The following is a 20,611-nucleotide window of genomic DNA, read 5'->3' on the forward strand; positions in this document are numbered from 1 at the left end:
ACCCAGTCGGTGAGCGATCAGCAACTGCACGGGTTAAAGGCTGAACCGCCCAACCATGCTGTTCAGGTCCACGGCCAGGCGCGACAGTTCAGCGCTGGCGGCGCTGGTCTGGTTGGCGCCGGTGGCCGATTGCACCGAAAGATCGCGGATGTTCACCAGGTTGCGATCCACTTCACGGGCCACCTGTGCCTGTTCTTCGGCGGCGCTGGCGATCACCAGGTTGCGTTCATTGATCTGGACGATGGCGGTGTTGATCGTGTCCAGGGACATGCCGGCGCCGCGGGCGATGTTCAGGGTCGACTCGGCGCGTTCGGTGCTGTTGCGCATCGAATCCACGGCGTGTTCGGTGCCGCTCTGGATGCTGCCGATCATGCGTTCGATCTCGCTGGTCGACTGTTGGGTGCGATGGGCCAGGGCGCGCACCTCGTCGGCCACCACGGCAAAACCGCGACCGGCCTCACCGGCACGGGCGGCTTCGATGGCGGCGTTCAGGGCCAACAGATTGGTCTGGTCGGCCAGGCCGCGGATGACGTCCAGCACCTTGCCGATGTCGCGAGACTCATCGGCCAGGTTGCCGATCAAGGTCGCGGTGCTTTGCACATCGGCGCTCATGCGTTCGATGGCGCTGACGGTTTCCTGCACCAGGTCGCGGCCGTCGCCAGCGGATGTGGTGGCGTTTTTCGAGGCCTCGGAGGTGCTGACGGCGTTACGCGCCACTTCTTCAACGGCGCTGGTCATCTCATTGACCGCCGTGGCGGCCTGTTCGATTTCATTGTTCTGCTGGGTCAGGCCGCGGGCGCTTTCGTCGGTGACGCTGTTGAGCTCTTCGGCGGCGGAAGCCAGTTGGGTGGCCGAGCCGGAGATCCGCTGCAGGGTGTCGCGCAGTTTTTCCTGCATGGTCGACATCGCCCGCAACAGGCGACCGGCTTCGTCGCTGCCATCCACAATGATCGGTCGGGTCAGGTTGCCCTTGGCGATTTCTTCGGCGGCGTCCAGGGCGTTGGCGATCGGCTTGGTAATGCTGTTGGTCAGCAACCAGGCGAACAGCAGGGTCAGGCCGGTGGCGATGACCAGCAGGGTGATGACCCAATTGAAGGCCGTTGAATATTGTTGCTTCGCACCCTGATTGAGGGCCTCGGCTTGCTGGTTGTTGATCTCCACCAAGCGATTGATCGCGGCGTTGATGGCGTCGGAATTGCTTAGCAGTTCCGTGTTGAGCAGTGCACGCAATTCCTCGAGTTGATTGTTGCGCGAAAGGGTTTTCATCCGTTCTTCGAGCTGACGGTATTGGCTCAGCAATTGAAGGTACTGATCGTAGGCGGCCCGTTCTTGCGGGGAGCTGATGAGTTTTTCATAGGTGCTTTGAGCGGCCTGGATCTGCTGGTTACGTTGTTCGAACAGGCCGAAGGTTTTCTGCTGGACGTCCGGTTCGCGGTTGACCAGCAAGCGGTAGGACAGCACGCGCAGGCGCAGGGTCAGCGAGGTGAACTCATCCAGGGCCTTGATGCTGGGCACGCTGTTGTCGACGATGTTTTCGCCGGACTCGCGGATTTTGCCCATCTGGGTCAGGGCAAACACCCCGAGGGCCAGCATCAGGGCGCCGATCAGGGCAAACCCGAGGAACGCCCGCGGCGCGATATTCATATTACGTAGAGACATGGAAGGTACCGGGATGAGGCGCGTCCGTGCGGGGCTGTGACGGGTGTTCATGACTTATCGGTCATACGACTAAAGTCTTGAGGGGCTGCGTGCTTTTTGTCGCAGCGCAACGGTTGCGGTACGACGAAGGGTAGGAACCAGATTCTCCATTCGCAGTCTCTACAGCTCGCGAGCGAAGTACCGCGGCCCGTAAATCGTGGCATCGGCGGTGACTTTTCTTTATCGTACGCGCCCCTTGAAAAAGCCTGGAAATCAATATGTTGGAAACATCCCTCAGTCAACTGGAGCAACTGGTCAATGACTTGGTGCAACAGAATCGTGACCTCACCGGCCTCAATGAAACCCTGAGCGCGGAACTTGCCAGGGCCAAGGATGAAAACGAAAGCCTGCAACTGAGCCTGATGGAACAGGAAGAGCTGCACGGCACCACTGCCGCCCGCATCCAGGCCCTGATCGAGCGCGCCAGCACCGGTCCCGTCAGCGCATGAAGCACGGTGCCGATGGGGTGACCGTCATTTCGATCCTGGGGGAAGAGTATTCAATCAAGGCGCCGGCCGGGCAGGAACAGGCCCTGCTGGACGCCGCGTCGATGCTCAAGGCCGCCCTGGCCGACACCAAGAGGAAATACCCGACGCTGATCGGTGATCGCCTGCTGGTGCTGGCGGCGATGAACCTGTGCTCGCAACAGATTGAAATGCAAAAGCAGCACAAAGCGGAACTCGACCGTTATCAAGAGCAAGTCAGCGCCACGGTCGATGTCATTGCCAAGACGATCCAGCAGGCTTGAAGCCTTTTAGGGCCAAGGGTTGGCGGTGATCCAATGTGAGAGTGGGCTTGCTCGCGAAGGCGGCGTGTCAGACAGCATATTTGTAGCTGATACACCGTCTTCGCGCGCAAGCCCGCTCCCACAGTAGATTAGGTGGTGACAAAATTTGTGTTCACCGCCGATCCACTGTGGGAGCAAGCCTGCTCGCGATTGGATTTGAGCTACACCGCAAGAACTGGATCAGAACCACTCATCCCGCATCCCCAGGCACGTATCATCCCGCGCCTCGAGCAGTTCCAGCTCATGGTGGCAACCCGGCACTTCCCAGGTCAGGAAATACCGCGCCGCTTGCAGCTTGCCCTTATAGAAGTCGCTGTCCGCCGCATTTCCCTTGGCCAAGCCTTCCTCGGCGCGAATCGCCTGTTCCAGCCAGCGCCAGCCAATCACCATGTGACCAAACACCTTGAGGTACAACGCCGAGTTGGCGAGGCTGCTGTTGACCTTGCCTTGGCCCAGGTCGGTCAGCAGGCCCAGGGTGACCGTTTGCAGGCGCGCCACCAGGGCTTCCAACGGCTGACGCAGCGGCGTCAGTGATGCGTGCGCCTGGGCGCGTTCGCTGGTGTCGGCCACCAGGCGGATCAGTTGCTTGAGCCCGGCGCCGCCGTTTTGCGCCAGTTTGCGTCCCAACAGGTCCAGGGACTGGATGCCGTGGGTGCCTTCGTGGATCGGGTTCAAACGGTTGTCGCGGTAATACTGCTCCACCGGGTATTCACGGGTGTAACCGTGGCCGCCGAGAATCTGGATCGCCAGCTCGTTGGCCTTCAGGCAAAACTCCGATGGCCAGGATTTGACGATGGGGGTCAGCAAATCCAACAGTTCATGGGCGCGCCTGCGCTCGGCTTCGCTTTCCAGGGTCGTGGTGTCGTCGAACAGCCGCGCCGCGTACAGGCCCAGGTCAAACGAGCCTTCAACGTAGGCCTTCTGGGTCAGCAACATGCGGCGCACGTCGGCGTGCTGGATGATCGCCACGGGAGCGGTGGTCGGGTCCTTGCTGTCGGGCACCCGGCCCTGGGGGCGTTCGCGGGCGTACTCCAGAGAATACAGGTAGCCGGCGTAGCCCAGCATCACGGCGCCCATGCCGACGCCGATCCGCGCTTCGTTCATCATCTGGAACATGTAGCTCAGGCCGTGGTGCGGTTTTCCTACGAGGTAACCGACACACTCGCCGTTGTCACCGAAGTTCAGCGCCGTGGAGGTGGTGCCACGCCAGCCCATCTTGTGGAACAGCCCGGCCAGCAGCACGTCGTTGCGCTGGCCGAGGCTGCCGTCGTCATTGACCAGGAACTTGGGCACGATAAACAGCGAAATGCCCTTCACCCCCGGCGGCGCGTCCGGCAGTTTCGCCAGGACCATGTGCACGATGTTTTCCGACAACGGATGATCACCGCCGGAGATGAAGATCTTGTTGCCTTTGAGTCGATAGCTGCCGTCAGGCGCCGGTTCTGCACGGGTACGAATATCCGACAGTGACGAGCCCGCGTGGGGCTCGGTCAGGGCCATGGTGCCGAAGAAACGCCCATCGATCATCGGTTGCAGGAAGCGTTGCTTTTGCTCCTCGCTGCCGAAGCTTTCGATCAGGTTCGCCGCGCCCATGGTCAGGAACGGGTAAGAGGTGGAAGCGGCGTTGGCCGACTGGAAGTGCGCGAAACAGGCTTGGGACAGCAACGTCGGCAGTTGCATGCCGCCAGCGTCGAAGCTGCGCGCGGCGTTGAGAAAGCCCGCCTCGAGGAAGGCGTCCACCGCCGGCTTCACTTCCGGAATCAGGATCGCCTGGCCGTTCTCGTAGCGCGGTTCGTTTTCATCGTTCTTGCGGTTGTGCGGGGCGAAAAATTTCTCGGCGATGCTACGGGCCGTACCGATGGCCGCGTCGAAGGTTTCGCGATTATGTTCGGCAAACCGCTCGCGCTGGGTCAGGCCCTCGGCATCAAGGACTTCATACAGCTCGAAAGCCAGATTGCGGGAACTGAGCAGCGTCTCGGACATGGCGGCGTACCTTTTTTGGAATGGGCCGAGTCTAGGCGTGGGAATAGAGGCTGAACAGGATGATTGATGGCAGTGATGCAGAGGTTAGGGCGACACTAATCCAATGTGGGAGCGGGCTTGCTCGCGAAAGCGGTAGGTCAGGCGAAGCAACTGCGACTGATACACCGCTTTCGCGAGCAAGCCCGCTCCCACAGGGATTCGATGGCCAGGCACCCATTGCAGGTGCCTGCTTTACAGCGGTTTAGCCGATGGTCATCAGGCTGGCGTTACCACCCGCGGCAGCCGTGTTGACGCTCAACGCCCGCTCGATCACCAGGCGCTCCAGCGCAATGTTGGTCTCGCCCTGGGATAAACCGTGCACTCCAACGATGGCGCCGGCACGCTTGGCCACTTGCTGGCAAACGCTGCGCAGTTGATCCGAGTCGCCGTGGTGCAGGACCGCGTCATACACCACTTCGTCCTTGGCCCAGTCGGAAATCCGCTGGATACGTGCCTGAATGTCCTTCGGCAAGCGTGCGAACAAGGCTTTGCTGGTGTCGGTTTCCGGCCATACGGCCGAGCCACCTACGGCCAGCACGGCCGCCAGTTGCGTCAGCAGATCGCCTTCCACGTCCGCCAGGCACAGCACGTGCTCGCGGGGCAGGATGGCGTAGCTGTTGCGTTCGCCGGTCGGGCCGGTCAGGGTCCGGGTGATACCGCTTTGCGATTGGGCGGCGAACTGCACGCACAGGGCACTCAGTTCGGCGAGCTTCTGGCTGTCGGCCCAGGCTTGCAGGGCCGTCAGCGGCTTGCTCATGGCATCGCGCAAACGCAGGTCCGGCGCAGTGAGGGCATCGCCACGCACGAAGGATTGCTGGATCGCATCGGTCGGACGGGTCGACAGCAGGCGGTACAGGTACAGCGGACCACCGGCCTTGGGGCCAGTGCCTGACAGGCCTTCGCCGCCGAACGGCTGCACCCCGACCACGGCACCGACAATGTTGCGGTTCACGTAGACGTTACCGGCGTGGACGTTATCGATCACCTTGGCGATGGTCTCGTCAATGCGGGTATGCACGCCGAGGGTCAGGCCATAGCCGGAGGCGTTGATCTGGTTGATCAACTGATCCAGCTCCTTGCGCTTGTAGCGCACCACGTGCAGCACCGGACCAAAGATCTCGCGCTGCAGTTCGTCGAAGCTCTCCAGCTCGATCAGGGTTGGCATCACAAAGGTGCCGCGCTTGCACTCGTCGCTGTCGGCGATTGCCATCTGGTACACGGTGCGACCTTTGTCGCGCATGGCCTGGATGTGCTTCTCGATGCCGGCCTTGGCTTCGGCGTCGATTACCGGACCGATGTCTACCGACAGGCGCTCGGGGTTGCCGAGGCGCGACTCAGCCATGGCGCCCTTGAGCATTTCGATGACGCGGTCGGCGGAATCTTCCTGCAGGCACAGGACCCGCAACGCCGAACAACGCTGGCCGGCACTGTCGAAGGCCGAGGACACCACGTCGATGACCACTTGCTCGGTCAGCGCCGAGGAGTCGACGATCATCGCGTTCTGGCCGCCGGTTTCGGCGATCAGTGGGATCGGACGGCCCTGGTTGTCCAGGCGACCGGCGATGTTGCGTTGCAGCAGGCGCGCGACTTCAGTGGAGCCGGTGAACATCACGCCTTTGACCCGCTCGTCACCCACCAGGCGAGCACCGACGGTTTCGCCACGGCCCGGCAGCAGTTGCAGGACGCCTTCCGGAATGCCGGCTTCGAGCAACAGGCGTACAGCTTGAGCGGCCACCAATGGCGTCTGCTCGGCTGGCTTGGCCAGCACCGGGTTACCGGCGGCCAGGGCGGCGGCGACCTGGCCGCTGAAAATCGCCAGCGGGAAGTTCCACGGGCTGATACAGACCACCGGACCCAGTGGGCGGTGGGCATCGTTGGTGAAGTCGTTGCGGGCCTGCACCGCGTAGTAGCGCAGGAAGTCCACGGCTTCGCGCACTTCGGCGATGGCGTTGGCGAAGGTCTTGCCGGCTTCGCGGGCCAGCAGACCCATCAACGGCTGGATCTCGCCTTCCATCAGGTCGGCGGCACGCTCGAGGATTGCGGCGCGCTCGGCCGGTGGCGTGGCCTGCCAGATCGGCGCGGCGTTAAGGGCGCACTGGATCGCGTTATCAACGTCGGTGACCGTGGCTTCCTGCACATGGCCAACCACGTCACGGTGATCGGAGGGGTTCAGTACCGCTGCCGGTGTTTCCTGGCTGGCGGCGCAACCGAGCATCGGCACGGCTTTCCAGTCGTTATGGGCCGTTGCGAGCAGGGCGCAGGACAGCGAAGCCAAACGATGTTCGTTGGCCAGGTCGATGCCGCTGGAGTTGGCGCGGTCGCTGCCGTACAGGTCGCGTGGCAGCGGAATGCGCGGGTGCGGCAGGCCGAAGCCGCCTTCCAGCGTCGCCATCTGCTCGATGCTGGCCACTGGATCGGCCACCAGCTCCTGGATGGAGATGGACTGGTCGGCGATACGGTTGACGAACGAGGTGTTCGCGCCGTTTTCCAGCAGACGACGTACGAGGTACGCCAGCAAGGTTTCGTGAGTACCCACCGGAGCGTACACGCGGCACGGACGGTTCAGCTTGCCTTCGGAAACCTTGCCTACAACCTGTTCGTACAGCGGTTCACCCATGCCGTGCAGGCACTGGAACTCGTACTGACCTGGGTAATAGTTCTGACCGGCAATGTGATAAATGGCCGACAGGGTGTGGGCGTTGTGCGTAGCGAACTGCGGGTAAATGACTTCCGGCACCGACAGCAACTTGCGGGCGCAAGCGATGTAGGAAACGTCGGTGTACACCTTGCGGGTGTAGACCGGATAGCCTTCCAGGCCTTCGACCTGGGCGCGCTTGATTTCGCTGTCCCAGTACGCGCCTTTCACCAGGCGGATCATCAGGCGATGACGGCTGCGACGAGCCAGGTCGATGACGTAGTCGATCACGTACGGGCAACGCTTCTGGTACGCCTGGATCACGAAACCGATGCCGTTCCAGCCGGTCAGTTGTGGCTCGAAGCACAGGCGCTCCAGCAGATCCAGGGACAGCTCGAGGCGGTCGGCTTCTTCGGCGTCGATGTTCAGGCCGATGTCGTATTGCTTGGCCAACAGGGTCAGCGACAGCAGGCGCGGGTACAGCTCTTCCATCACGCGTTCGTACTGGGCACGGCTGTAGCGCGGGTGCAGTGCGGACAGCTTGATGGAAATGCCCGGGCCTTCATAAATCCCACGACCGTGGGACGCTTTGCCGATCGAGTGGATGGCTTGTTCGTACGAGGCCAGGTACTTCTGGGCGTCATGTTCGGTGAGTGCGGCTTCACCCAACATGTCGTAGGAATAGCGGAAACCCTTGGATTCGAACTTGCTGGCGTTGGCCAGGGCTTCGGCGATGGTTTCACCGGTGACGAACTGCTCGCCCATCAGGCGCATGGCCATGTCGACGCCCTTGCGGATCATCGGCTCGCCGCTCTTGCCGATGATGCGGCTCAGGGAGGAGGTCAGGCCCGCTTCATTATGGGTGGCGACCAGTTTGCCGGTCAGCAGCAGGCCCCAAGTGGCGGCGTTGACGAACAGCGACGGGCTGTTACCCAAGTGCGGCTGCCAGTTGCCGGTGCTGATCTTGTCGCGGATCAGGGCGTCGCGAGTACCTTTGTCCGGAATGCGCAGCAGCGCTTCGGCCAGGCACATCAGCGCTACGCCTTCCTGGGACGACAGGGAAAACTCCTGCAGCAACCCCTGAACAATCCCGGCACGGCCGCCGGCGCTCTTCTGATTGCGCAGTTTCTCGGCAATCGAGGCGGCCAGCTTGTTGGTGGCTTCAGCCATGGCGGCCGGCAGGCGTGCCTGCTCAATCAGCATCGGCACCACTTCCGGTTCCGGGCGACGGTAAGCGGCGGTGATAGAGGCGCGCAGGACCGATTGCGGCAGGATGCTCTCGGCAAATTCCAGGAAGCACTGGTGGGCGTGGTCGGCCTGGACTTCGCCGGCATCATCGCTGTCGGCACGGGTTGAACCGTTCAGCTCGGTCAGGGTTGCACCACCCTCGAGTTTTTCCAGGTAATTGAAAATTGCCTGCTTGATCAGCCAGTGAGGCGTGCGATCAATCGAGGTTGCGGCCGCCTTGAGGCGTTCGCGGGTCGGGTCATCGAGTTTGACCCCAAGGGTGGTGGTAGCCATATTTTTATCCTCATGTTTACCACGTATGGCGTGGCATCAGCTGGCGGCAAGATTAGCTGCGCACCGAAGGAGGTGCAACCGGGTGCAACCCTTTTTTTGTCGAAATCCCCAGCAGCTCATCTGGAAGTAAACGGGATTACCTCAAAGCTGCACCGCCTTAGTGCTTTGGCTTCTAGTTGGGTCTCGTCGACTGCACTAAAAGGGAGCAAAAAACGCTGTTTTCACGATAAAACCGATCAGGTGCAACTGAATCGAGCGAAACTGGTTGCACCTTATTTGATTTGTTGAATAGCATTCGTGGCCAAGGTGCAACCGGTCCAAAACCGAGGGGCATCGGCTGATGGCTTTCCTGGGGAAACATCAGTCATAAATTCGCGGGACTGCAAATCGTCGCTACAACATCTGTGTTGTCGGCGCTTTCAACTGCCACCGCTACATAAAAACAAAGCCAGGGCGTAACTCATGAGTGTTAGTAATCCCACCTTGATCACCTTCGTGATCTATATCGCAGCCATGGTCCTGATCGGCCTGATGGCTTATCGCTCCACCAATAACCTTTCCGATTACATCCTGGGCGGTCGTAGCCTGGGCAGCGTCGTGACTGCACTGTCGGCCGGAGCTTCCGACATGAGCGGTTGGTTGTTGATGGGGTTGCCCGGTGCAATCTACATGTCCGGCCTGTCGGAAAGCTGGATCGCCATCGGCCTGATCGTCGGTGCCTATTTGAACTGGTTGTTCGTGGCCGGTCGCCTGCGGGTACAGACCGAGCACAACGGCGATGCGCTGACGCTGCCGGACTACTTCTCCAGCCGTTTCGAAGATAAGAGCGGCCTGCTGCGGATCATCTCTGCGGTGGTGATCCTGGTGTTCTTCACCATCTACTGCGCTTCCGGTATCGTCGCCGGTGCCCGTCTGTTCGAAAGCACCTTTGGCATGTCCTATGAGACCGCGCTGTGGGCCGGTGCGGCAGCGACCATTGCCTACACCTTTGTCGGTGGTTTCCTGGCCGTGAGCTGGACCGACACCGTACAAGCCACCCTGATGATTTTCGCGTTGATCCTCACGCCGATCATCGTGCTGCTGGCCACCGGCGGCGTGGACACTACGTTCCTGGCCATCGAAGCGAAAGACCCCTCGTCCTTCGACATGCTGAAAAACACCACTTTCATCGGCGTGATCTCGCTGATGGGCTGGGGCCTGGGCTACTTCGGCCAGCCGCACATCCTGGCGCGCTTCATGGCGGCTGATTCGGTCAAGTCGATCGCCAAGGCTCGTCGTATCTCGATGGCCTGGATGATCCTCTGCCTGGGCGGCACTGTTGCCGTGGGCTTCTTCGGTATCGCTTACTTCTCGGCCCACCCTGAAGTGGCCGGTCCTGTGACCGAGAACCCTGAGCGCGTATTCATCGAGTTGGCCAAGATTCTGTTCAACCCATGGGTTGCCGGTGTACTGCTGTCGGCCATCCTGGCGGCGGTGATGAGCACCTTGAGCTGCCAACTGCTGGTGTGCTCCAGTGCCCTGACCGAAGACTTCTACAAGACCTTCCTGCGCAAGAGTGCGTCGCAGCTGGAACTGGTCTGGGTCGGCCGAGCCATGGTGCTGCTGGTGGCGTTGGTCGCCATTGCCCTGGCCGCCAACCCGGAAAACCGCGTACTGGGCCTGGTGAGCTACGCCTGGGCCGGTTTCGGTGCCGCCTTCGGTCCTGTGGTCCTGATCTCCGTGATCTGGAAAGACATGACCCGTAACGGCGCACTGGCCGGCATCCTGGTGGGTGCGATCACTGTGATCGTCTGGAAGCACTTCGAGCTGCTGGGCCTGTACGAAATCATCCCAGGCTTCATCTTCGCCAGCCTGGCCATCTACTTCGTCAGCAAGATGGGCGCGCCTACCGCTGGTATGTTACAGCGCTTCGAAGCGGCGGAAAAAGATTTCCGTCTGAACCAGTAAGGTTTTCAGCGAGGCCTTCAGGGCTCGCTTGCGGAATAAGAAAACGGCCCGTCTCCCATGGAGGCGGGCCGTTTTTTTGGGTGGTTTTTGTCGGGCTCAGCCCGCTCCCACACTGGATCTTCAATGAATGTCGGTATCGGGCTGGTTGAGGAAGATCAATACGCCCAGTATCGCCATGTAGAACCTGAAGGCGGCGTCCTGGCCATTCCAGATCTCTGATTGCCACATCAGGAACCATTCGCCACCGACCACCATGAAGCCAAAAAACCAGACGAAGAAGCCCATCGTCAAACCGACGATGGTCCACCGCTTGGCCTGTGAGAACACCACGCCCGCGGCCTTGCGGGCCTGCCACAGTTTCAGCGCGCCGTAGCCCAGCAAGCCCGCCGTCATTGCTTCGCCGAGGATGATCAGCCAGTAGGCGCCGTGCCACATCCATGGCTGGTCGATGGCCCGATACCGGGCGGCGTTGTCGGGGAAAGTAGTGTCCATGCTCAAGACGTGATGGACGAAATTGAAATTTGAGCTGTAGTCCGTGAGGTTATTGAACACGGTCAGGACAGCGAATGCGGCGAGCGCCAGGGTCATTGCTATTTTGGCGTAGCGAGTTGTCATGGAGGCGTCCTTTGCTTTTTTACGACGAAAGAACGTTAGCACGCTCAATTGCAGTCCCGTGTTCTATCACTTCGTAGGAAGTTGCTGATTGTTTCGTGCGACGACTTCTGTTGGCCGCCACGCGAGGAATGTCTGTCGGAAAACGCAGCGCTTGTTGCGGCTTTTATCTCCTTGGGTGTAAGGCAAATCTGTTTTTCATGACGGTCGATCAGCTTGCCATAGGGCTCATGCAGAATCGCTCGCTTTCATTCAGCAGAGGCACATCGGATGTTCGCGCCTGCCAACCAACCGCGTTTCACGCTGACCCTCGACAGCGGGCCGAATGAACTCGAGGTGCTTGAGTTCAAGGGCAAGGAAGCCATCAGTCAGCCCTATTGCTTTGATCTGGAGCTGGTCAGCGAGCGGCCCGACCTGGCACTGGAAGAACTGCTGCACCGTCAGGCCTTTCTGGCTTTCGATGATCAGGGCCGTGGCATACATGGCCAGGTCTACGGCGTGGCCCAAGGGGATTCGGGCAAGCGCCTGACCCGTTACCAGATCAGCCTGGTACCGCGCCTGGCTTATCTGCGTCATCGCATCAACCGGAGAATTTTCCAGCGTCTGACTGTGCCGGCGATCATCGCCCGGGTGTTGAAGGATCATGGCATCCAGGGCGATGCCTTCCGGTTCAGCCTCATCGGGCAATACCCCGAGCGTGAATATTGTGTGCAGTTCGGTGAAAGCGATCTGGCCTTCATCGAGCGGATTTGCGCCGAGGTCGGCATCCATTACCACTTCCAGCACAGCCCTGAAGGCCACTTGCTAGTGTTTGGTGATGACCAGACGGTGTTTCCCCGTTTGCCCAAGCCGACAGTGTATTTGCCGGGCAGCGGCCTGGCGGCTGACGAACCGGCGATCAAGCGCCTGGCTGTGCGGCTCCAGACTCGAACCACGGGTGTGACGCTGCGCGACTACGATTTCAGCAAACCCAGCCTGTTGTTGCAGACGAGCCTCAATGATCAGCGGCAACCGGCGCTGGAGGACTATCGCTACCCTGGTCAGTTCTCCGACCGCGAACATGGCCGGTACCTGGCCCGACGCGCACTCGAACGCCATGGTGCCGATTACCGGCTGGCCGAGGGCCGCAGCGATCAGGCCGCATTCGTCAGCGGGCATTTCATGCACATCAATGGGCACCCCCGGGCGCAGTGGAATGATCTGTGGCTGCTCACGGAAGTCATCCACCGTGGTCGCCAGTCGCAAGTGCTCGAAGAAACGGCCGACGCCAGCCCGGATGAATTCCAGGGTTACAGCAATACCTTCCTGGCCACCCCATGGGAGGTGTTCTTCCGTCCCCCCTTGCACCACGAAAAACCGCCGGCCCACGGTTATCAGCCGGCAGTGGTGACTGGGCCTGTCGACAGCGAGATCCATTGCGATGAATTCGGCCGGGTCAAAGTACAACTGGTCTGGGATCGCGATGGCAAACGTGACGAACATTCCAGTTGCTGGCTGCGGGTGGCTTCCGGTTGGGCTCACGATCGCTACGGCGCGGTGCTGATCCCCCGGGTCGGTATGGAAGTATTGGTGGGTTTCATCGATGGCGACGTGGACAAGCCTCTGGTGGTGGGTTGCCTGCCGAACGGCGCCAACCCGCTGCCACTGGATCTGCCGGCGGACAAGACCCGCAGCATATGGCGCAGCCAGAGCAGCCCCGGCGGAGGCGGTTATAACGAATTGCGCATCGAAGATCGCAAGGGGGCCGAGGAGATCTACCTGCGAGCCCAGCGCAACTGGACCCAGCATGTGTTGCATGACCAGCGGGTGCAAGTCGATCACGAGCGCAGCGTTGTCGTCACCGGTACGGCACGGCATGAGCTCAAGGCCGATGAACAACGCGTCACCCACGGTCGGCGCCAGGCCGAAGTCAGGCTGGACGACCACTTGCTGGTGGCCGGCGAGCGGCACATCCGCGTGACCAGCCAGGCCCTCAGCGCCAGCCAGCATTTTCACGTCCGTGCGGGGCAGCAAGTGGTCTTGGACGGTGGCGTCAGTGCGACCATCCAGGCCGGCGGGCATTGGATCAACATTGGTGCGGACGGGATTTTCAGCAGCGTCCCCATTAAGGTCGGTGGTGGGCTGATGGCGGCCATGAGCGTGGCGCCAGGTTCACCTGGCTTTACCGAGAAATCTGTCGCTGCGGCGGCTCCACTTTTCCTCGCGCAAATTCTCAGCCTGCAAGGCCACGCACCGTTTTGCGAGGAGTGTGAGCGTTGTAAAAACGGCGTCTGCGCAATGCCGACGACCTCTGGCAAGCCTTTTGATATTCAGGGGCGTCCATGACTACCGATCAATCTCCCCGCGCTTGGTTGGAGCGGCACCCTTTGCAGGCATCCGAGCAGCTTTTCGCTATCCTCAGCAGCGCCAGTACCGCCGCGCCGTTGACGGCCTGGAAGCGCTCGATGACGTCGGCGCCCAGCCCGATCTGGGCCGATACGCCTTACGCCGATTGGGAATCGCTCATGCCCTTTGTAGGGCTTGTCGCTGTCGACAGTGAGTTTCTTGATTGGGTGGCGGCCACCGACGCCCACGATTGGGGCTGGCTGGCCGTGTCTTCTGCCGGCCAGGAAACCCTTGCCGAACATCTGCGTGGGCTCACGCAGGTTCTATTACCCGGTGGCAAGCCGGTTTTTTTCCGCTTTTGGGATGGGCGCTTTTTGCGACCGATCCTGCAATCGGCAGCGGTCGACGTCGGGCAGCTTTTGCCAGTCATCAGTCGTTGCCTGGTCAACGGTCATTCGCTTGAGGTGATGGGAAGTCCCCGGCGACCGCCTCGGGCTTTTCCTTGGTGGGAAGTGCCCGACGTGCTGCTGAAAACAGGGGGTGGGAATTCGAAGGATTGCCTGCTGAATAACCTGCTGCAATGGTTGAGCGAGGAACATCCGTACCTGTTCGAACGGGTCGACGAGCGTATCCTGCGGCGCAAGATCGCACACTTCCTCGAGACCCCCGGGCTGGCCCAGGCGCCAAAGGCGCAATTGCAGGCGTATCTGGTGCAAGAGCTGGACTGATTGTGACGGGGCTTGGCGGTGACCTGTGGCGAGGGGATAAATCCCCTCGCCACAAACTCATTCCACCCCTTTAAAGGGTTTTCTTTCAAGGCGTGCCCGCTGGGCTGCGAACCCCTGACGTTCGACGCGCTTCAGGGTAAACTCCTCGCCCTTCGCAGGAGCCGCCATGAACTATCGCCACGCCTTCCACGCCGGCAATCACGCCGATGTGTTCAAACACCTGACCTTGACCCGCCTCATTGCCTTGATGTCGCGCAAGGAGCAGCCCTTCGCCTACCTCGATACCCACGCGGGCATCGGGCTGTATGACCTGCGGGGCGATCAGGCCAATCGGACCGGTGAATACCTGGAAGGCATCGCGCGGTTGTGGGGCCAGGATGATCTGCCACCGCTGACTGCCGATTACATGAAGGTGCTGCACGAGATGAACCCGGACGGGCAATTGCGCTACTACCCGGGTTCACCGGAGCTGGCGCGGCGCCTGACCCGGCCGCAGGATCGGGTACTGCTCAATGAGAAACACCCCGAAGACGGCGTGCTGCTCAAGGACAACATGCAGGGCGACCGTCGGGTGAAGGTTCATCTGGGCGAAGGTTGGCATGTCCCGCGTGCGTTACTGCCGGTGCCGGAGAAACGAGCGGTGATGCTGATCGATCCACCCTTTGAACAACTTGACGAGATGCAGCGCTGCGCCGCTTCTCTGAAAGAAGCCATTGGTCGTATGCGCCAGACGGTAGCGGCGATCTGGTACCCGGTGAAGGACCAGCGGATGTTGCGCCGTTTCTACCAGGACCTGGCCGGCACTGGGGCGCCGAAGCTGTTGCGGGTGGAGTTGCTGGTGCACCCGTTGGCCACACCCAATAGTTTGAACGGCTCCGGCCTGGCGATTGCCAATCCGCCGTGGGGGCTGGAGGAAGAGTTGCGTGAGCTGCTGCCGTGGTTGTCGAAAAAGCTCGGGCAGACCCAGGGTGGCTGGCAGATGGATTGGTTGATTGCTGAAAGCTGATCAGATGCATTGATACCGTCTGACGGGGCGCCTTCGCGAGCAAGCCCGCTCCCACATGGTTCTGTGTCTGACCACGCTCTTATGGTCAACATAGATCTAATGTGGGAGCGGGCTTGCTCGCGAAGCTTTTCAGCGGCAAAGAGTCAGATCGGGCAAGTCACGCCCGTACCGCCAATCCCGCAATAGCCTTCAGGGTTCTTCGCCAGGTATTGCTGGTGATAGGCCTCGGCGAAGTAGAACGTCGGCGCTTCGTCGATTTCGGTGGTGATGGTGCCTTTGCCAGCCTTGGTCAACTCCGCCTGGAATACTTGCTCGCTGTGCTTGGCCGCGGCCAGTTGTGCCGGGTTGGTGGCATAGATGACCGAACGGTATTGGGTGCCAATGTCATTGCCCTGGCGCATACCCTGGGTCGGGTTGTGCAGTTCCCAGAACATCTTCAGAAGCTCCTCATAGCTGACCTTTGCCGGTTCGTAGACCACCAGTACCACTTCGCTGTGGCCGGTAAGGCCGGAGCAGACCTCCTCATACGTCGGGTTCGGCGTAAAACCCCCGGCGTAACCCACCGCCGTACTGACCACGCCTTCGCGCTGCCAGAACTTGCGCTCCGCACCCCAGAAACAGCCCAGGCCGAAGATCGCGAAATCCACGTCCATGGCAAACGGGCCCAGCAGCGGCGCATCGTGGACGAAGTGTTTTTCCGGCACGGTCATTGGGGTTTCGCGGCCAGGCAAAGCTTGTTCTTGAGTAGGGAGCACGTTTTTGTTCACCAGAATTTCCGAGCGCAAGACCATCATCAGTCCTCTCAGTCAGATTGAGTTGAGTGAATAAGACCGTCAGTGTGCCTTAGAAAAGCCGGTTCGAGCTATAAGTTGCCGTCAGATGAGCGGCCCGCGCGGGTAACGCCTGAGCTTCTCGACCAGCTCTGCGCCGGGGATCGGTCGGTCGAACAGGTAGCCTTGGCCGACATCGCAGCGATGACGGCGCAGGAAAGCCAACTGCTGGGACGTTTCAATGCCTTCGGCCACGACTTTGAGTTTCAGGTTATGGGCCATGGCGATCACCGCGGAGGTGATTTCCATGTCGTCCTGGTTGTCCGGGATCTCATGGATAAAGCTGCGATCGATCTTGATGATGTCGATCGGGAATTTTTTCAGGTAACTCAGGGATGAATACCCAGTGCCGAAGTCGTCCATGGCCAGGGTCAGGCCCAGGCGCTTGAGCTGATCGAGCTGCAGGTGGGTGTCTTCGGTGGCTTCCAGCAGCAGGCCTTCGGTCAGCTCCAGTTCCAGCAGGCAGGCAGGCAGTTGTTCTTCCTTGAGGATGCTGGCGATGGAGGCAACCAGATCCGGGTCGGAGAACTGCTTGGGCGACAGGTTGATCGCCACTTGCAGGTTGCCCAGGCCGGCGGCGGTCAACTGCTTGCTCATGCGGCAGGCCTGGCGGGCGATCCATTTGCCGATGGGGATGATCAGGCCGGTTTCTTCGGCCACGCTGATGAACTGGTCCGGGCGGATCATGCCCTTTTCCGGATGGTTCCAGCGCAACAGCGCCTCCATGCCCAGCAGGCGGCCGCTGCGCAGGCACAGCTTGGGCTGGTAAAACACGTCCAGTTCGTTCTGGGTCAGGGCACGACGCAGGTTGTTTTCCACGAACAGCTTGTAGCTGGCCTCGGCGTTCAGCGCCTCGGTGAAGACCTGGACCTGGTGTTTGCCGTTGGCCTTGGCCTTGTGCAAGGCAAGCCCGGCGTTGCGCATCAGGGTCTGCGGGTCGCGGCCGTGCAGCGGCGCGCAGGCCAGGCCTACGGAGCCGGTCACGCTGATCAATTGGTTGTCGACGAACATTGGCTTGTCGAGGGTCATCAGCAATTGGCTGGCGACCTGCTGCCCGGCTTCCAGATCGGTGTCGTCCAGCAGCACGGCGAATTCATTACTGGCGAACCGCGCGAGGCTGCCGCTGGGGCTCAGGCTGTTGCGCAAGCGCCGGGCCAGGCTGATCAGCAGCTTGTCGCCGGTCTGGTGGCCGAGGCTGTCGTTGATGCGCTTGAAGTTGTCGATGTCCACCAGCAGCAGGCTGATGGGTGAATTACTGTCCCGGGCGAAGCGTTCATCTAGGTTGCGGATGAAGGCCGGACGGTTGCCCAGGTTGGTCAGGTTGTCGGTGTAGGCCAGGCGCTCGATGCGCTGCTGGGCCAGTTTGGTCTGGGTGATGTCTTCGTAGATGCCGATGTAATGGGTCAGTTCGCGGTTGTCGCCGTAGACCTTGGAAATCGACAGTTGGCCCCAGTAGGGTTCCAGGTTCTTGCGTCGGCTTTTGAATTCGCCCTGCCAGCTGTTGCTCTGGGCCAAGGCCGATGGCGCGTCGAACAGCAGTTCGCTGAGGTTCTCCAGGGCCGGCAGCTCGGACAGACGTTGGCCGTGGACTTCTTCGGTTGAGTATTGGGTGATGGCGGTGAAGCTCGGGTTGACGTACTCCACCACGCCGTCGCAATTGACCAGCAGGAACGCGTTGGCGCTCTGCTCCACGGCGCGTTGGAACAAGTGCAGGGCGCTGGTCGCGGTTCGTCGATTGTGGTTGTTGATGACCTGGGCGAACTGGTCGGCCAGCTCACCGGCAAAGGCGATTTCGTCCGATTGCCAGGCGCGGGTGACGCCCACCTGCTCCAGGCACAGTACGCCGACCACCTGGCCGTCGATACGGATGCTGGCGTCGAGGATGGCGTTGACGTCGCGGGCGCGCAGGCTCTCTGCCAGCTCCCGGGTACGCGGGTCGCGCATCGCATTGTGGGCGTCGATGGCGCGGCAGGTCTGCAACGCTTCCATGTAATCGGGATACTGGGTGACGTCGATCACGTCGGGCAGGAAGTAGTCCTGGGCGCCGCGGCTGAAGGCCGAAATTGGCACCAGCTTGCTATCCACCAAGTCCCAGATGCTGGCGCAGTCGATCTGGTAGATATCGCAGGCGCTGCGGGTGATGAGTTCGGCGGCTTCGTGCAGCGAGTTGTTGGCGCTGTAGCGCTGACGGGTCAGCAGCAGGATCAGGTCCTGTTGGGCACGCACCCGGTCCAGGTGCTGGAGCTGCTCCTGCTGGGCTCGCTGGTTCAATTCCAGGGCGATCTGCAGGCGCGAGTTCTGGGTTTCCAGGTCCAGGGCCGGTATCGATGGTTCGCTTTGCGGCAAGCTGTCCACCACCAGCAGGTAACCGCGCAACAGATGGCGATTGTGCTGCTTGTAGGCTTCACCCGTTTCCAGAAGGCTCATGGGGCCCTTGGTGGTATGGAGCGTATAGCGGATCTGGTAATGCGAGGACTGGGCCAGTTGTTGCTGGATTGCGTCGTGCAGTTGATAACGCGCTTCAGGTTCCATCAGGCTGGCATAGGGTGCGCTGACCAGCGAGCAGAGCTCTACTGCCGGCAGGCCGAAGTAACGTTCGCAATTGGGGTCAAGGAACAATAGCGCCCAGCTCGCTTCATTCAGCCGTTCGAAACGCAGCATGCCGAGCCGCGAGGGCACCGGTAACTGCGTCACTACCTCGGCCGCCATACGGCTGGCGGCATCGGGTTGGCTTTTCATGAGAAAACTCGCTTCGAAAATGCTGATCGCGCCGGGCTGACGCCCTTGTTATTACGGACTGCGGCAAGGTTGCATCATTGCGGCACTGGCTGACAAGAGAGATGAAGGCCAAGTGCTATAAACCTTTATCGGCCGGCAAGGGGATTTCTACAGTTGCCAGTCGATCAGAGGGCCTGGGTGGTTATACCACCCGTCAGCGCAACGGGATATCGAGCGTTTGCAGTGGGCTGCCGTCGCGGTCGTGAAAAGTGACCTGAACGCTCTGCGCCGTGACATACAGCCGGGCGAAATTGTTCTGGCTGACCACTTTGCTGGTCAGTTCATATTGATATTCACCGTTTTCAGTCCGGGCCAGGGGGTGGTCGAAAATAAAGTCCGAGGATTTTGCAAAAGGCAGCAGTTTGCTGTTGTAAAACGGCGAGGAGACGAGGGTGTTGACTTCAAAATCAGGATCCTGGCTATGAAGCAGGCGGCTGGTCATGGAGCCGTGGACATCACCGGATACGAAAATCACGTTTTTGATCCCATGGCTGCGAATGGTTTCCAGCAGGCGCAGGCGTTGTTGTGGGAAGGCCTGCCAGGCGTCCCCGTCATTGCGTTTGCTGTCAGGGAAGAACATGACACTGGTCACGACGAATTTGACCCGGGCAGGGCTGTGGATAAGCCATTTGAGCAACGACTGTTCCTGTTCCTCGTCCAGGATGCGCCGATCGTCGGCCGACAGGTTGCGTTGGGTCCGGCTGTCGGTGACGAACCATTCGATATCGCCGTGGGCAAATCGGTACCAGTAGCGTTTCAACGATTTATTTAATGTTCCATCACTTGAAAGTTCATGGGTTGGGCTGTGGCTGGCCTGGTAAAGCGCATAAGCGTTCATGGCGTTGGCGTATAAGACTTCGTCGTTACCGGTTTTATTGGCCGGCCAGTTGTCTTCGATTTCATGGTCGTCGAGGGTCATGTAAGTGGGCACTGCAGACATTAACTTTCTGATCTGTGGCTGGGCAAAGGCGGTGCGGTATTTAAAGAGAATGTTTTTATAGTTTCGGTCCGGGGCAAGCACATTCAAGTCATCGAGGTAAACCTGGTCACCGGTCATCAAGACGGCGCTGATCGGCGGGTTGGCCTGCTCCACGATGCGATTGATGCCGGCAAAAGTGCGGTCCCCCAGCCCGGGCAGCAACGGGATGCCACGCGTGATCCGCAGGTAACGGCAAGAGCCCACGATATAAGCGCGTGGTGTGCTGGTTTTACTGGTTGGGGTGCGTAAACAGTAAGTTTCCCTGGGCCATTGCAACGGCAGTTCCTGAACCGTTTCCACGGTATGGGTCGGGCTTAAGGGGCTGAGCCAACCTGCCTGGTATTCATAGGTGGTGTCGGGTTGAAGGCCTTGCAAGACGATGACATCGGACATGTCACGGTAGGCCTTCAGTTGGACAAAATGCCCTTTCGACCAGGTTTTATCGCCTTGGCGCCTATGGCGAATACCGGCGAATACCAGGTTGTTATCGCGGTCGCCACGCAGGAATATCCGTGCGTGATCCGTTGTTGTGTGGCCGACAATAGGGCCGACGGTAGGTTTGAACATATTCGAATCCATTCGAAGTTTTTATTGGGTACAAGTATCAAGTTGCTTTGGCGGTTTGATGCTAAAGCCCGGCGAGCCATAAATATTGGTAGGGAAGGGGGCGCAAGTTGTGGGTAATGACTAATAGAAGGCGTAGTCATTTAAAACTTGTGTGGTAGGAAAATTGCCGTGTTGCC

13 protein-coding genes and 1 pseudogene are annotated in these 20,611 nt (G+C 60.3%); 6 read left to right on the plus strand and 8 right to left on the minus strand.

The annotated features are described in order from the left end of the window. Window positions 1-33: 33 nt before the first annotated feature. Together ACWNZ1_RS18575 and ACWNZ1_RS18580 are read right to left on the minus strand one after the other, a co-directional pair. Entirely contained in the window at window positions 34-906 is an 873-nt protein-coding gene (locus ACWNZ1_RS18575; protein WP_406550200.1) for a methyl-accepting chemotaxis protein, read from the minus strand. Window positions 907-936: 30 nt separating this feature from the next. After that, a pseudogene (locus tag ACWNZ1_RS18580) lies at window positions 937-1,710 on the minus strand (MCP four helix bundle domain-containing protein); the annotation flags it as partial. 206 nt (window positions 1,711-1,916) lie between these two features. Here ACWNZ1_RS18580 and ACWNZ1_RS18585 point away from each other — a divergent pair. Both ACWNZ1_RS18585 and ACWNZ1_RS18590 read left to right on the plus strand, forming a co-directional pair. Next, on the plus strand, window positions 1,917-2,147 hold the full coding sequence (locus ACWNZ1_RS18585) for a hypothetical protein (protein WP_135843359.1): 231 nt from the start codon (window positions 1,917-1,919) through the stop codon (window positions 2,145-2,147). After that, window positions 2,144-2,446: a cell division protein ZapA gene (locus ACWNZ1_RS18590; RefSeq protein ID WP_135843360.1), complete on the plus strand. Its 303-nt coding sequence runs from the start codon at window positions 2,144-2,146 to the stop codon at window positions 2,444-2,446. The genes ACWNZ1_RS18585 and ACWNZ1_RS18590 overlap by 4 nt, the downstream gene beginning before the upstream one ends. A 219-nt stretch (window positions 2,447-2,665) precedes the next feature. Here ACWNZ1_RS18590 and ACWNZ1_RS18595 read toward each other — a convergent pair whose 3' ends face one another. Together ACWNZ1_RS18595 and putA are read right to left on the minus strand one after the other, a co-directional pair. Beyond that, complete coding sequence (locus ACWNZ1_RS18595; RefSeq protein WP_135843361.1) at window positions 2,666-4,468, minus strand: acyl-CoA dehydrogenase; 1,803 nt, start codon at window positions 4,466-4,468, stop codon at window positions 2,666-2,668. Between the two features lie 241 nt (window positions 4,469-4,709). Then, window positions 4,710-8,663, minus strand: a complete 3,954-nt coding sequence (putA, locus tag ACWNZ1_RS18600) for a trifunctional transcriptional regulator/proline dehydrogenase/L-glutamate gamma-semialdehyde dehydrogenase (RefSeq protein ID WP_265072621.1) — start codon at window positions 8,661-8,663, stop codon at window positions 4,710-4,712. A 462-nt stretch (window positions 8,664-9,125) separates the two neighbouring features. Here putA and putP point away from each other — a divergent pair, with 462 nt between their 5' ends. Beyond that, window positions 9,126-10,610, plus strand: a complete 1,485-nt coding sequence (putP, locus tag ACWNZ1_RS18605; RefSeq protein WP_135843364.1) for a sodium/proline symporter PutP — start codon at window positions 9,126-9,128, stop codon at window positions 10,608-10,610. A 120-nt stretch (window positions 10,611-10,730) separates the two neighbouring features. Here the strand turns inward: putP and ACWNZ1_RS18610 are convergent, their stop codons facing one another. Continuing rightward, on the minus strand, window positions 10,731-11,225 hold the full coding sequence (locus ACWNZ1_RS18610) for a DUF2165 family protein (RefSeq protein ID WP_135843365.1): 495 nt from the start codon (window positions 11,223-11,225) through the stop codon (window positions 10,731-10,733). 267 nt (window positions 11,226-11,492) lie between these two features. On the opposite strand from ACWNZ1_RS18610, the gene ACWNZ1_RS18615 reads away from it, so the two are divergent. The 3 genes from ACWNZ1_RS18615 to ACWNZ1_RS18625 all read left to right on the plus strand — a co-directional run bounded on the left by ACWNZ1_RS18615 (window position 11,493) and on the right by ACWNZ1_RS18625 (window position 15,281). Next, on the plus strand, window positions 11,493-13,547 hold the full coding sequence (locus ACWNZ1_RS18615; RefSeq protein WP_456027797.1) for a type VI secretion system Vgr family protein: 2,055 nt from the start codon (window positions 11,493-11,495) through the stop codon (window positions 13,545-13,547). Next, on the plus strand, window positions 13,544-14,275 hold the full coding sequence (locus ACWNZ1_RS18620; protein ID WP_456027798.1) for a DUF4123 domain-containing protein: 732 nt from the start codon (window positions 13,544-13,546) through the stop codon (window positions 14,273-14,275). The genes ACWNZ1_RS18615 and ACWNZ1_RS18620 overlap by 4 nt, the downstream gene beginning before the upstream one ends. A gap of 166 nt (window positions 14,276-14,441) precedes the next feature. Next, entirely contained in the window at window positions 14,442-15,281 is an 840-nt protein-coding gene (locus ACWNZ1_RS18625) for a 23S rRNA (adenine(2030)-N(6))-methyltransferase RlmJ (RefSeq protein WP_456027799.1), read from the plus strand. A 143-nt stretch (window positions 15,282-15,424) separates the two neighbouring features. Here ACWNZ1_RS18625 and msrA read toward each other — a convergent pair whose 3' ends face one another. From msrA to ACWNZ1_RS18640, 3 genes are all read right to left on the minus strand, one after another. Continuing rightward, entirely contained in the window at window positions 15,425-16,072 is a 648-nt protein-coding gene (gene msrA / locus ACWNZ1_RS18630; protein WP_135847936.1) for a peptide-methionine (S)-S-oxide reductase MsrA, read from the minus strand. An 84-nt stretch (window positions 16,073-16,156) separates the two neighbouring features. Then, window positions 16,157-18,850, minus strand: coding sequence for a putative bifunctional diguanylate cyclase/phosphodiesterase (locus tag ACWNZ1_RS18635; protein ID WP_135843369.1), 2,694 nt, complete (start codon window positions 18,848-18,850; stop codon window positions 16,157-16,159). A gap of 193 nt (window positions 18,851-19,043) precedes the next feature. Further along, window positions 19,044-20,435, minus strand: coding sequence for an alkaline phosphatase D family protein (locus tag ACWNZ1_RS18640; RefSeq protein WP_456027800.1), 1,392 nt, complete (start codon window positions 20,433-20,435; stop codon window positions 19,044-19,046). Window positions 20,436-20,611 lie beyond the last annotated feature (176 nt).

Source organism: Pseudomonas sp. CFBP 5748, assembly GCF_053850495.1.

What these genes read in the sequence shown, in the direction of transcription:
- ACWNZ1_RS18575 (WP_406550200.1), bottom strand. Translation starts at nt 906, where the DNA reads ATGTCGACCATGCAGGAAAAACTGCGCGACACCCTGCAGCGGATCTCC.
- ACWNZ1_RS18585 (WP_135843359.1), top strand. Translation starts at nt 1,917, where the DNA reads ATGTTGGAAACATCCCTCAGTCAACTGGAGCAACTGGTCAATGACTTG.
- ACWNZ1_RS18590 (WP_135843360.1), top strand. Translation starts at nt 2,144, where the DNA reads ATGAAGCACGGTGCCGATGGGGTGACCGTCATTTCGATCCTGGGGGAA.
- ACWNZ1_RS18595 (WP_135843361.1), bottom strand. Translation starts at nt 4,468, where the DNA reads ATGTCCGAGACGCTGCTCAGTTCCCGCAATCTGGCTTTCGAGCTGTAT.
- putA (WP_265072621.1), bottom strand. Translation starts at nt 8,663, where the DNA reads ATGGCTACCACCACCCTTGGGGTCAAACTCGATGACCCGACCCGCGAA.
- putP (WP_135843364.1), top strand. Translation starts at nt 9,126, where the DNA reads ATGAGTGTTAGTAATCCCACCTTGATCACCTTCGTGATCTATATCGCA.
- ACWNZ1_RS18610 (WP_135843365.1), bottom strand. Translation starts at nt 11,225, where the DNA reads ATGACAACTCGCTACGCCAAAATAGCAATGACCCTGGCGCTCGCCGCA.
- ACWNZ1_RS18615 (WP_456027797.1), top strand. Translation starts at nt 11,493, where the DNA reads ATGTTCGCGCCTGCCAACCAACCGCGTTTCACGCTGACCCTCGACAGC.
- ACWNZ1_RS18620 (WP_456027798.1), top strand. Translation starts at nt 13,544, where the DNA reads ATGACTACCGATCAATCTCCCCGCGCTTGGTTGGAGCGGCACCCTTTG.
- ACWNZ1_RS18625 (WP_456027799.1), top strand. Translation starts at nt 14,442, where the DNA reads ATGAACTATCGCCACGCCTTCCACGCCGGCAATCACGCCGATGTGTTC.
- msrA (WP_135847936.1), bottom strand. Translation starts at nt 16,072, where the DNA reads ATGGTCTTGCGCTCGGAAATTCTGGTGAACAAAAACGTGCTCCCTACT.
- ACWNZ1_RS18635 (WP_135843369.1), bottom strand. Translation starts at nt 18,850, where the DNA reads ATGAAAAGCCAACCCGATGCCGCCAGCCGTATGGCGGCCGAGGTAGTG.
- ACWNZ1_RS18640 (WP_456027800.1), bottom strand. Translation starts at nt 20,435, where the DNA reads ATGTTCAAACCTACCGTCGGCCCTATTGTCGGCCACACAACAACGGAT.